This is a genomic window from Bacteroidetes Order II. bacterium (genome assembly GCA_016788705.1).
In the GTDB taxonomy this organism is placed as follows: domain Bacteria; phylum Bacteroidota; class Rhodothermia; order Rhodothermales; family UBA2364; genus UBA2364.
Genome location: JAEUSQ010000017.1, coordinates 1 through 12,480 on the forward strand (window position 1 = coordinate 1; position 12,480 = coordinate 12,480).

Here is a 12,480-nt window from a genome sequence, read left to right on the forward strand (position 1 = left end):
ATGCCCAAACAAGTTGGGCATGGCGGGCTTCTAAGTGCCGAGTACGTCATGGTCGCGAAAACGGGAATCTATTTAGCCTACTTAACGTGTCTGGGTGCTGCCGAGTCCTAAACGTTGGGTGGTGTTACCCTTTGGTGTAGCAGAGTTCCCCGAAGGCGTTATTTTGAAATTGTGGAAAACACCAAAATATACAACTTTAACCAGAAAACTAAAACGTTAAGATGTTAGTTCACAGTCACATTAATCGTCAGGGTATAAGTTCCTGGAGGCAGGTCGCCCAAGGTCCAAAGTCCAGTAGCGTTGTTATAGGAGCCTGTGGCGGTGGTGGCGCTCACAAAAGTAAGACTGGGCGGAATCACATCTCGGACGACCACGCCATTGGCGGTTCCAGGTCCCTTGTTCACCAAGGTAAGCGTAAAGGTAAGGGCCTCACCCGGACGGACAATTGGGCTGCTGGCGGTTTTGGTCAGTTCAAGATCGGCTTGTGGTGTTATGTTGGAGCAGGTGGGTGGGGCCGTGACGGTGACGGGCGTGTTTGTGCAGGTTGCCGTTGTGTTGTCTGTTAATGTGAGCGTAAGATTCCCACCGGAGATCGGGAAGGCAGGGCTTGCCGCGCTTGGTGTCGTCCCATAGGTCAAAGACGGGAAAAGTGTAGCGGTTGGGGCAGGGCTGATCTTGTCCACCTTGTAATTAGCCCCAACGCCGGTTCCTGCCGCCGAGATCGTGAAGGTAAAGGTGTCATCTGCCGGATCGCTCGGTGTGCCGTTGTCACTACAGGTGGGGGTAACGGTGGGCGTGTTGATGGAACAACTGGTGCAATTCGAAGAAACGTCTGCGGTGTCTTCGTTGTTGCTGGCATCAGGATCTGTTGCACTGCTGGCAATAATGGTTGCCACGTTGGTAATGGTGGTACAAGTGGGGCCACTTGAGCAATATCCGGGGTCATTAATCGTGGCGGTCGTTGTACAAGGAGAAGTGGCCGTATCTGTAAGGGTTAAGGTATAGGTATTTCCATTGCCTGCCGAGCCGTTTTGTAACCGAAAAGTGCTGGAACTACCAAAGTTACCGGAAGTGGGGGTCAGGGTGCCACCATTGCTCACGGTCACTTGGAATGTTGGCGCAACACCCGTGCCTGTGGCTATTATCGAGAAGGTGCGATAATCGTCGCTTTGGTCGCCAATCGTTCCATTGTTGTTGCAAGTAGAAATAATGGTTGTAGTTGGTAAAACAATGTCACAAGAAGCCGAGACATTGGGGGGTAATGGTCGGTTATTTACTTCATTAATAAAGTCATTTAGCGTTGCTGGCATCGGATTTCCTGCAACATAAAACGTAAAATATTGCCAATCGGGGGTAACAAATTTGTGTCTTGGAATCCCAAGCGAGGTGATAAACTGCCCAGTGGAAGTGACCGTAGGGTAGGCATCAATGCCCGTTGCAGCCAGTACCTTCACGTTGGTCAGGTCAACACTATGGTTTACATTGTGAATAACCCTCACTTCTGCACGAGCGAAAACCGCAGTAGCCGTGAGAGGCATTTCGGCCCTTGGCCATCGGTCGTTCCACCAATGAAAGGTGTAATTCGGAATCATTTCAACACTAATTCCACCTCCGTTCGCTGATTCATCGCGTATCCCTGTTGGACTGATATTCGCCGTAAAGTCTTCCAAAAAATAGGTTCCGCCGATATTATTGGGGGTAGATAGGATCAGTTCCCATTGGTTGTTACGGTAGGCATAATATGCGAGGTTTCGTATTTGGACCCGAAAGTCTGTTTCGGGAGAGCCTCCTTGCTGCACATAAACCTGGCCCCACATGGTGGTTCCTAAATAAGTACCACTCTGCACGCCTGAAATCCATGCGCCAGGACGTGCCCCATCGGCCCAGTCATAAGAGAGTGGCACGCCATTCAAGGGGGCTTCATGTTTCCCCCAAGGTGCCCCAAACGCACCACTCCTGTATATAGGCCCAACCATGTCATAGAGTATGGTATTCAGGGATTGTCCTAAAAGCGAGGGTGGGCCTATAAACAATATTAAATAAAATATCCTTTTAGAGATAACTAAATAAATCATTTTAAAATATTTAATTAAAGTATTATAGATAAGGATTTAAATTTAATAAAGTGTAGTGAAATGATTTTAAATTTTAAGTCATATTATTCAATAGCAAAATGATTAAAAATATTTTTATGAGATGAAATTTGATCTTTACTCCTCAGGAAAAGCACCCTGTAACGGAAGGTAACAAGGTGCTTTTCGGAGGGATCAGCGGAAGGGTTTTTAGTTTACGGTCACGTTAATCGTGAGGGTATAGGTTCCTGGTGCGATATTACCAACCGTCCACAGCCCGGTGGTATTGTTGTATGTACCTGTGGAAGTGGTTGCACTTACAAACGTAAGTCCTGACGGCAATAGATCTCGGACGACCACGCCATTGGCAGTCCCCGGACCTTTATTGACTAATGTAAGGGTGTATGAGAACGCATCTCCTGGCCGAACAACGGAACTACTAGAGGTTTTTCTCAACTCAAGATCGGCTTGCGGGACGACCCCTGAACAAGTAGGGGGCGCCGTGACGGTCACCGGTGTGCGGGTACAGGTGGAAGTGGTGTTGTCGGTTAGGGTGAGCGTTAGGTTCCCTCCCGAAATCGGGAAGGCCGTACTGGCGGCACTGGTGCTTCCATAGTTCACGCTGGCAAAAACAGTGGAGGTGGGTATTGGGGTGACTTTGTCAACTTTATAGCTGGCTCCGGTATTATTCCCGGTTGTACTAATGGTAAAGGTAAACGTGTCGTCTGCCGGATCGCTGGGGGTGCCATTGTCACTACAGGTGGGGGTGACAGTGGGCGCATTGATGGCACAAACAGGGCTGGCTGATAGTGGGTTGGTGACGGTCACACTCACGGTGGCGCCTGAAGTAATGGTTTGGACGCCGCTGGGCGAAATTGTAGGGGCACCATAGCTATACCCCGATGGTGGTGCAGGTTGTGTAGGCTCGGTCACGGTACAGGTTGTGCCAGTGGGAATATTCGCGATGGTTTGGCTGCCCCCGTTTACAAGGGTGAGGGTTTGGTCAAAGCTATTGTCGGAGCAATCCACCAAAATCGAAAAGTTCGGACTGACAAAGCCGCCGGGTGCACCTGTCACGGTTTTTTGAACCGTAAGAGAACCTGTTCCTGGCGTGGAACAGGTTCCCGGATCACTGACCGAAGCGGTTTGGTTACAACTGCTCGTTGTGGCATCGGTGAGGGTGAGGGTATAAGTGGTGCCATTGCCCGCCGAGCCATTTTGCAGACGGAAATTGGTGGCACTGCCATACGAACCGGAAGTGGGAGTGAGTGTTCCGCCGCTATTGACGCTTGCATTATAGGTTGTGGCCACACCAGTTCCAGATGCCGTCACCGAGAACGTGCGGTAGTCGTCGCTGGCATCCGCGGCAGTGCCATTGTTGTTACACACGGGCGTGACTGTGAAGGTGTTGATGCTACACGCAACAGCACTATACCCCACATCAAAGCTATGGTTATTGGCGCCGGAAACCGGAATATCGGTCGCTAAAACGGTCACTTCTCCGTTGGCCGGGGCGTTGGAGTCAATGAGGCGGTTGCTGCCTGCGGCGGCAGTGGTGAGGTTATAAGTTGTTGCGGCAACAGTGGTGGTGGTCGGGAACCGCACCGTATAGGCCATATTGGGCATAAGTTGCGTAAGGCCATATTTGATGCTGGCGGTGTCGGTTCCGGTGGCGCTGGAAAAGTAATAGTTCCCGTTGGCATCGGTGGTGGCGGTAGAAATCACCGTACCACTTTTCACCAGTTCCACCGTCACACCGGAAATGCCTGTCTCGCCTGCGTCTTGGATGCCGTCGTTGTCGGTGTCTAACCATACACGGTTGCCAATTTCGATGGGGGCGGGTAAGCTCATTAACTCCAAGTCTCCAAGCCCTCCTGCTTTGTCCATACAAGCCTCTGTACTCAGATTGCAACTATCCCACCAAAGCTCGTTGGCTCGTTCTTGTTGACCATTGGTGTTATTAAACGCCACATATCCATTAGAGGTAAAACTTACTGGATTCAAGGCCGTGGTGACAACCTCATCTCGATCACCAAATCGGTGGCTTGTCACGCCGCCCAGTGTCATTTCGGCATGAGAATATGGGTTTCCCGTTAAAGGCGTGCCCCATCTTGATTGATCTTGATACAAGTCGTTTTGAAAGTAGCTACCTGTCGCCATACTAAGTGAACAGGTAGCGTCTTTGGTAATCTTAAGGATATCTCCATTGGCATAATACTTGGTATGAGGCCCACTACCACTTAGGTTATATTGTCCGCCCCCTGTCTGAAAACCGTTTCGGTCTGTTAATCCAAGTAAAAAATTACCATTATTGTCGAATTCAATATCCGTAAACATGGGGTGGTTTTCGGTTGTTACAAACTCATTTTTCCAAGGCCGCCAACGGGCGCTATGCGTGACGGTGGGCGTTGCTCCTGTCCCTCGAATAGCATCATTATCTCTATACGCCATACTTTGAGTATATACCACGGTAGGAGTTGCTGGCGTATTGGTTGTTCCAAGATCAAAAGCCAATAGGTGCAAGCTCATGGTTGCACTGGTACCAATTTCATTGTTGGTGGCATCTTGCCCACTACACATGACTCCCGTATAGAGTTTACCTTTAAAGACCTTGAGGCCAAATGGCCGGTATTCTCCTGCATTGGCAACGCCTGTGCAAGGATCGGGAATCGTGTAAGAAGAAATCTGCGCAGCAGTTGGGGGTTGGGGGGTAATGGGGTTTTGGAGGTCTATTCGGTACAACTTCCGATCGAACAAATTGGTGATAAATAAAAATTGCCCGTTTTCACTAATGTCCAAATCGCCTAAAGAAGTTTTACCGACTTGGTCGTAGGCATCGGCATCGGTACTGGGGCTAAAAAGCGGTTGAGCAACTAAATTGCGAGCGGTATTGCTTTTAATATTATATGCGCCCGAAGCGGCATGGGTTGAAAAGCCCAAAGCATCTAAGTCTGCAAATATCAAATTGCCGGTTAGATTTGGTGAGGCTGGGTTGATTATATAAATCGCGCCTGGCCCACCCGGCCCCATTCCTGCATGACGACGAAGAAAAGCAGATACAAAAAGGCGCTCCGCATGTTTGCTATACGCATTGCCCCACAAGGTCCCCACTTGCCCAGCCAAGGCCAGCGTTGTATGTCCCACTTGTCGCTGCGGAATCGAGGCTGCCCCTCCTTGCGCAAAACTGGTAATGACCAATCCATTTTCAAAGTATCCAGTTGAGGTTACAGCCGATTTGTTTGCCGTATAACTTGCATCTCCTGATGGCGCCGCTGGAGTAGGTGTTGGATTACCTGCGCGATGGATCACATTGTATAAATCAGGTACAAAGGTTGCCTCTCCGCCATACTCTCCTGGATAAAACAGCGCGAAGTTTGCCGTGCGTGTACCTGCCGATGTATTGGCCAAAAACTGCACCGATGTACCATGTGCTCCACCACCGAGGGCCGCATAGTCTATGCCATCATCCGCAAAACAAGTCCCGGTGGGTATGGTAAATTCCACCCGCACGGCCCCTGTACAACCCGAAAGGCTGTAGTTGGGCGCACTCGCCGCCGTTGTCGTTTGGGTGGTGCCACATTGGCTGCCTGCGGTATCATAGGCTTTTACCTCAACCCCCGCCACCAATGGCTCGGCGCTTTCTTTTGTGCCATTGCCGTTAAAATCACGAAACACCGTTCCCGTGATTTGTCCGAACGCAATCTCATTATATATAAACAAGAAGGCGATGACAGCCCACAACTGTTTTTTTGAAACAATGTGTTTAATTCTTTTCATACGTATTGCTGATTTTAACCAAAGACAAAACCAAAGCCACATAGGGCTTGATATATAGTCCTGGAGACAACAAACAATATGCCTTACGGCGCGACGTATTTAACTGCTTCATCAATATTACCTTTATAACCTCTAAATATGACACCTGCAAAATATTTAGTTTAAAAATTTAAAATTTAATACTTTATGGAAATGATGCCTGAATTTGAATTTGCAATGTGTCATCTTATTTTACAAAAAAGTTATGGCTAATACAGTTGTATGAAATATCCCAATCCTGATCCCAATTTACAGGGAGATTTGACCCTGCTGCTAAAAGAGTTGAACCAAGGCAACCTCCAAGCCTGGGAGGAATTATTACGAAGAACCTACCCTCAATTGTGCTTATTGTCTTCCGACCTGCGATCTAAGTTTGAGAAAGGACCCAATGACACCCTCAATACCAAAGCATTGGTACACGAGACGTTTCTAAGTTTGTTTTATAGCCAGCAAATTGAATGGAAAAATCGCCTCCATTTTTATATGACTGCTGCAAAAGCCATGCGATACGTTTTACTTAACCATCAACGAGGGAAAAATCGGTATAAACGTGGAGGCGACGCCGAGCATGTGCCCTTTGACGAAACAGACTTTACTCCGCAAATGGATGGCAGAACTGAAAAATTAATAGAAGCCTTGGAACTACTTTCAGAAACACATCCTCGCGGGTATCAAGTCGTTCATCTTCGCTTTTTTCTAAAAATGAAAGAATCCGAGATCGCTGAACTATTAGGACTATCTTCCCGAACCATTATACGGGATTGGCTCCTTGCAAAAGCACTACTGGCCAAATATCTGACAGAATGAAGATCCACCGTTGTACTGAATAGAAAAGATTCATATGATTTCCGTAACACAGACCTTAGGACAATTAGGGCCTTATTTAGAGCAGTTGGTAGCGGCTCCTCCCGACGAACGTTCGCAAATATTGGTTAGATTTGGCCAAGAAAATCCGGAATTGAAAGACACGCTCTCCGCTCTTCTGGAAGCATTTTTGGCACATGGTGACAAGGTAGATGCACTATTTGCACATTTTGAAGACGGAAAGCCCGAAAAAGAAACCGCTACATCAGGCGGATCTTTAGCCAGAGGCACAATTATTGAAAAGTATGAAGTTATTTCCTTTTTGGGCGCTGGCGGTATGGGTGAGGTCTATAAAGCACAACGACATGGACATATTGAACAAGTTGTTGCGTTAAAGGTTTTTCGCCAGCAATTCGACTCCATCAACTTGGCAAAGCATTTTGAACAAGAACAAAAGTTCCTCGCACGGCTCAATCATCCACATATCGCTCACTTCATAGATGCCGGACAAACACTGTTAGGACAACCCTATCTGGCTATGGAATTGGTACTAGGGATACCAATAACTGATTATTGCGATGCAAAACACCTAAATTTAACGCAACGATTATTGCTTTTCTTACAAATTTGTGAAGCACTACAATATGCACACCAGCAACAAATTATTCATCGAGACATAAAGCCAGCCAATATTCTAGTAACCGAAGGCGGTCAGGTGAAAATATTAGACTTTGGCATCGCCCGTTCTTTAGAAGAAGAAAAACCCTCACAAACCCTTCAATGGCTATTTACCCCCGATTTTGCGAGCCCGGAGCAGTTTAAGCAAGAAACCCTTACGCCGGCATCGGATGTGTATAGCTTGGGGATTTTATTGTTTGTTTTGCTCGTAGGACAACGACCATATCGTTTAGAACAGGCCGCACCGTTCGTGTTGTGGCAAGTCTTTCAGCAAACTCCCTTCCCGAAACTGCACCAAGCCGTTTGGCAAACTTTTGGAGCCGTTTCCCACGACCCCTTCAGGGTAGCCACCCAACGAAGTACCACACCAAGAAAATTGACCAAAGAAGTGAAGGGGGACTTAACACGAATTGTTGATAAAGCGGCATCACGGGATGTAAACAACCGATACGCTTCGGTACAAGCCTTGGCCGATGACATCTCCCGCTTTATCGCTCAAAAGCCCATTCAAGCAAGACCTCCGGGAATTGGGTATCGGATCCACCGATTTGTAAACCGCCACTTTGCCCCTATCGCCGCAGTTTTGACCGTTCTGGTGCTTACCAGTCTGGGCTTTGCTTATTTTCTTTATCAAGAGGCACAAAAGACACAAGCCAAATTCGCAGAAAACCAAGCCATTCAACAATTCATCACCTCATTTCTTTTTGATGACCAATTGGGCATCAATAGTGGTTTACAGCTCGATTCATTGCAGACCCAAAAATTTCTAAACCTTGCTACGTTTAGAATCGAGAAAGACCTTCAAAAGATACCCCGTGCCCAACTTAGCGTTTGGCGGTCGTTGATAGACTTCGCCCTGCAAAGACGACTCTTTGGGGAAGTAGAAAACATGATGGCGCGTCTTGAACCCCAAATGGCGCGTTATCCGGATCTGATGGCCGGACTTTTAGGACAAAAAACAGTTTTATCTATTTACAAAGGCCATCCACCCCGGAAGTCACTGGCATATGTAGCGCAGGCCAAACAATTATTGGCCCAATACCCAAATCCTGAAATTGCCACCGAAGTAATGATCGCCGAGGGGGTACTACGGGGTGAAAGTGGCGAATGGCAGAGCGCCCAACATCTATTGGAACACGCATTACAAAATCGTCGAGCGGGGTGCGTAAGCGGGCCTTGCATCGGCACATTCAATGTATTGCAGCATTTGGGGGATTTGTGGAGCCATCAGAAACAGTATAACAAAGCATTGCCCTATTATCAGGAAGTCTTACAAGCCCTCAAAAATAGGTTAGGGGAAAATCATGTTTTGCTTGTGGTCCCAAATGCCAATATGGGGTCTTTGCTGACCCAATTAGGGCACTATGAACGTGCAAAAATACACTATAAAGAAGCATTGCGCATCAATGATTTGCATTTCCAATCCACACACGACGACCGCCAGATGATCCTTCTGGGGATGGCAAGCGTAGAAAGCAGGCAAGGGCATAAAGAACGTGCCCTCACGCACTTCCAACAAATTCTGATGATTCAGAAGCAGGCTGCCGGAGAGGACTCCTTTCCTGTCGGGCTGACCTATAGAAAACTTGCCCAAACATATTTGGACCTTAACCGACCACAAGCAGCATTAGAACCAGCTACAAAATCCTTACATATTTTTGAAGAGAATTTTGGCCCCGTTCACCCCGAAACCCTTATCGCCAAATTGCTGGCAGCAGAAACCTATCTCTACAACAACCAACCCAAACAATCCGAAAAAATAATCCAGCAAATGCTCGGTTCCGAAACAAAGTGGATGCAACAAGAGCCACTCACTTCTGCAAGGGCTACATTGCTATTGGGCTGGATAATGGTGGCCATGCAAAAACATCCTGAAGCCAAACAGATTGTGGAAACATTAAGGCCGTTTTTTGAAAGAAAAATGGTGTTTCCAGCTGAGTTAGAGGGCGATTGGGAGTGTTTCCAAGGCATTCTACTTCGCAACGAGAACCCATCTGCCGGTGGAGCACTTTTGGAAAAAGGCAGACAAAAATGGGTGCTTGTCCGCTGGAAGAATCATGCCTTTGGCCATTTTTTAGATCGTCTGTGAAACAAACGAAAGCGGGAGTACCTCTATGGCACTGTCGTGCCTTGAACCCGTTTTCTATTGAAGTACCCATCTTACGTATTGCCCTTCTCTGTGCAAATCCCGTAAACACGGCGACCTTATAACGCTTTTACGTCATGTATAAAGGGGTGGGAAGCAGGTATTTTTTACCCGTCAACCCAAAACCTCAAATCAATTAATTACAACATCTTATGAAACACATGACCAAATGCACCGCCGTACTATATTTACTCCTTGTACTGGCATTTAGCCCGCTCTTCACACAGACCAATCAAATCGAATTTACCCCCACAAAGGGAAAAGCCTGTTATGATAACAATAGTGCGCTGGATGGATGTCAAACCCTGACGATTTTAAAACTTGGAGGAACGTTCGATCAAAAAAACGATGTACTCACCCTCTCGGCTTTCAACATGGATCCCGTAATGCTGGATGGCGGCAACGTTAAAATTGCCATGACCATGAGCGAGACCGGCACGCGTAGTTTTGATTCGGATACTGGTAAATACAACCTCGGAAAATCTTGCAAAATACCTGCAACGCTTAACCTGACAACCGAAACCAGCGGTAGTCTGACAGGAAAAAGGTTTCCTGCAAACCAACTTTCCAGCTCGTTGAAGTATGTGGACAATACGTTTGTAATCCAATCGCCCGTATCGGGAAGCGATTGCGGCCTCTACACAACGCTCATCGGTGGGGCAACGCCTACCAAATCTGGTACTATGTCTATTTTTTGGTTCGAGATGAATGGCGTTGTTACGCCACCCCCGCAGGAAGCCTTGTTGTAGAAGTAGAAAGCAATAATACGGCCAGCACAGCCACCAAATTTTCTTCGGTAACCAATACAATTGAAGGCACAACGAATACAGCGGATCCAGATTATTACTCCATCCTCTTGAATGCCGGACAAACCGTGACGGTGGAATACACCATTACCACGAAAAAAACTACCACATATAGCTGCAATCCCGAAAGCACAACCGATCCGAAAACTTCTACCAACTACAGTGGCGTAGCACTTATGATTGGCGGCTCTACATCATACACCTCTTCGGTCAATACCCAAAAAGGTTCTTGCCTACCAGCCTACAAAGAAGGGGTGAATGTAAAGGCTACCGACGTTACCACAACCACCTACACCCTGCGTAAATCATGGACGGCAAGTTCAAACAATCAAACCATAAACTTCTCGGTTCAAGGAACGATTTACAATGGATTTCCTACTTCCGGTACATATAGCCTGGCAATTTCGGTAAAGTAAGAATAGGCCTCTTCTCTAACACAAACGTTTTTGAGGACAGTCATCCGGCAAAAGGATCGCACTAAACGTGTCTTTTCCCAAGCCGGATGGCATTTTACGTAGTAAAAAACACCAACCACCTATCCAAAAATAGACCGGGCCTCTTGGTAGCAGATGGCATGCATACGCGCCGTTTCTTCAGCAGAAGCCGCATATCCGCCTGAGAGGGTGAGGCAAACGGGAATTTGTGCGGAATGCAGGGTTTCGAGAACAAAATGCTCTCGTTGGCGAAGACCCCAAGGCGATAGCTTTAAGCGCCCAATACGATCTCCTGCCAAAACATCTACTCCTGCCAGATAAAAGACCATATCTGGTTGAGCAAGTCTGATGGATTGAGGTAGAAACCGTCTTAAATAAACCATATATTCGTCATCGGTCAAACCATCCGGCAAGGCCACGTCTAAGTCCGACGTTTGTTTGTGGAACGGATAATTTTTTTCGCCATGCATCGAGAAGGTGAATACGACTGGATCATTCCGGAAAATATAGGCGCTTCCATTTCCCTGATGCACATCCAAATCTACAATCAGCGCTCGACGAATCCACTTGGCTTGCTGTAAAACACGGATAGCGATGGCCACATCGTTGAAGACACAATACCCCTCGCCATGTCCCGGAAAAGCATGATGCGTTCCACCTGCCAAATTCGCGGCCAAGCCGTCATGCAAAGCCATTAGAGCAGCATTGATGGTTCCTTGACAGGCCAATAAGGAGCGTCGTACCAAGCCCGCCGACCAAGGCAGGCCCAATTTACGTATTGCGGCCGGAGGTAGGGTTCCATGCATAAACCCATGTACATAATCGGCTGTATGGACCAATAATAGGTCTTGTATTTCTGTCTCGTTGGGCTGTACGACGTCGCTGGCCTTTACCAAGTTTTCGGAAACCAAGTAGTGGTACAATGCCGGATATTTCCCCATCGGAAACGGATGTTTTTCCGGCAAAGGTACATAATAGGCTTCATGATAAGAGACCCGCATACATCAGTCGTCGTCCAATTCATTTAGCAGAGCAGGTCGGAAAACGGAGACGATGGTACGGCCATAAGCCCGGCTCGTATCCAACGCCGGGTGTTCGTCGAAGCTATGACGGGCATCATGCTCCAAAACAAACAAGCCTTCTGGCTTGAGCTGTGGAAAAACCCATTCCGGTAATTGAGGAATGGCTTCTAACTCATAAGGTGGATCTGCAAACACCACATCAAACTGTGGTCCTCGGTATTTTTGGATAAACCCTACCGCATCGCCTAATTGAAACCAGCATTGTTTTTCTATGCCAAATATGCTTGCATTTTGCTTTGTAAGTTCTAAAACAGTACGGTTCAACTCGATAAAGGTAGTACTTTCTGCCCCCCGGCTCATAGACTCTATCCCCAGTGCACCTGTTCCGGCAAACATGTCCAAGACACGCGCACCACGCATTTCCATCCGAGAATACAACAAGTTGAACACAGAAGTCCGCACGCGGTCGGTGGTAGGACGGGTAATTTCGCCCTTGGGCGATTTCAAGGAACGACCTTTAAATTTTCCGGCAATAATGCGCATGTACAACGATACGGTTAGTCTAAAAGTGTCGTAAGATACGACAAGAAGACCAAGGTAGCGGTAAAGTTTCTTACTTCTTCTCCGGCCTAATCACCTTGTATCGTCCTTCATGGTTAATTCGGTAGTGGGTCTTTTCACCAGCGCCGTCAAGAGTGCCTC

General features: G+C 47.5%; 8 protein-coding genes. 4 read left to right on the forward strand and 4 right to left on the reverse strand.

From position 1 onward, the window contains the following. Positions 1–224 precede the first annotated feature (224 nt). Complete coding sequence (locus JNN12_03625) at positions 225–2,075, reverse strand: DUF11 domain-containing protein (GenBank protein MBL7977405.1); 1,851 nt, start codon at positions 2,073–2,075, stop codon at positions 225–227. 207 nt (positions 2,076–2,282) lie between these two features. After that, complete coding sequence (locus tag JNN12_03630) at positions 2,283–5,849, reverse strand: DUF11 domain-containing protein (protein ID MBL7977406.1); 3,567 nt, start codon at positions 5,847–5,849, stop codon at positions 2,283–2,285. A gap of 261 nt (positions 5,850–6,110) precedes the next feature. Between JNN12_03630 and JNN12_03635 the strand changes: the two genes are divergently transcribed. The 4 genes from JNN12_03635 (at position 6,111) to JNN12_03650 (ending at position 10,738) form a co-directional block, all read left to right on the forward strand. Then, complete coding sequence (locus JNN12_03635; GenBank protein MBL7977407.1) at positions 6,111–6,695, forward strand: hypothetical protein; 585 nt, start codon at positions 6,111–6,113, stop codon at positions 6,693–6,695. Positions 6,696–6,729: 34 nt separating this feature from the next. Next, positions 6,730–9,459 carry a serine/threonine protein kinase gene (locus JNN12_03640; protein MBL7977408.1) on the forward strand — a complete coding sequence of 910 codons (2,730 nt, stop codon included), beginning with the start codon at positions 6,730–6,732 and terminating at the stop codon, positions 9,457–9,459. A 218-nt stretch (positions 9,460–9,677) separates the two neighbouring features. Beyond that, a complete protein-coding gene (locus JNN12_03645) occupies positions 9,678–10,265 on the forward strand; it encodes a hypothetical protein (GenBank protein MBL7977409.1) in 588 nt (195 codons plus the stop codon). Beyond that, positions 10,211–10,738, forward strand: coding sequence for a hypothetical protein (locus JNN12_03650; GenBank protein ID MBL7977410.1), 528 nt, complete (start codon positions 10,211–10,213; stop codon positions 10,736–10,738). The genes JNN12_03645 and JNN12_03650 overlap by 55 nt, the downstream gene beginning before the upstream one ends. Positions 10,739–10,857: 119 nt before the next feature. On the opposite strand, the gene JNN12_03655 is transcribed toward JNN12_03650, so the two are convergent. Together JNN12_03655 and rsmD are read right to left on the reverse strand one after the other, a co-directional pair. Continuing rightward, positions 10,858–11,757, reverse strand: a complete 900-nt coding sequence (locus JNN12_03655) for a histone deacetylase (protein MBL7977411.1) — start codon at positions 11,755–11,757, stop codon at positions 10,858–10,860. 3 nt (positions 11,758–11,760) lie between these two features. Further along, positions 11,761–12,321: a 16S rRNA (guanine(966)-N(2))-methyltransferase RsmD gene (rsmD, locus tag JNN12_03660; GenBank protein MBL7977412.1), complete on the reverse strand. Its 561-nt coding sequence runs from the start codon at positions 12,319–12,321 to the stop codon at positions 11,761–11,763. Positions 12,322–12,480 lie beyond the last annotated feature (159 nt).

Bases quoted from the DNA above. Each gene is read 5' to 3' on its own strand.
- JNN12_03655 (MBL7977411.1), bottom strand. From the start codon at position 11,757: ATGCGGGTCTCTTATCATGAAGCCTATTATGTACCTTTGCCGGAAAAA.
- JNN12_03625 (MBL7977405.1), bottom strand. From the start codon at position 2,075: ATGATTTATTTAGTTATCTCTAAAAGGATATTTTATTTAATATTGTTT.
- JNN12_03645 (MBL7977409.1), top strand. From the start codon at position 9,678: ATGACCAAATGCACCGCCGTACTATATTTACTCCTTGTACTGGCATTT.
- JNN12_03640 (MBL7977408.1), top strand. From the start codon at position 6,730: ATGATTTCCGTAACACAGACCTTAGGACAATTAGGGCCTTATTTAGAG.
- rsmD (MBL7977412.1), bottom strand. From the start codon at position 12,321: ATGCGCATTATTGCCGGAAAATTTAAAGGTCGTTCCTTGAAATCGCCC.
- JNN12_03635 (MBL7977407.1), top strand. From the start codon at position 6,111: ATGAAATATCCCAATCCTGATCCCAATTTACAGGGAGATTTGACCCTG.
- JNN12_03630 (MBL7977406.1), bottom strand. From the start codon at position 5,849: ATGAAAAGAATTAAACACATTGTTTCAAAAAAACAGTTGTGGGCTGTC.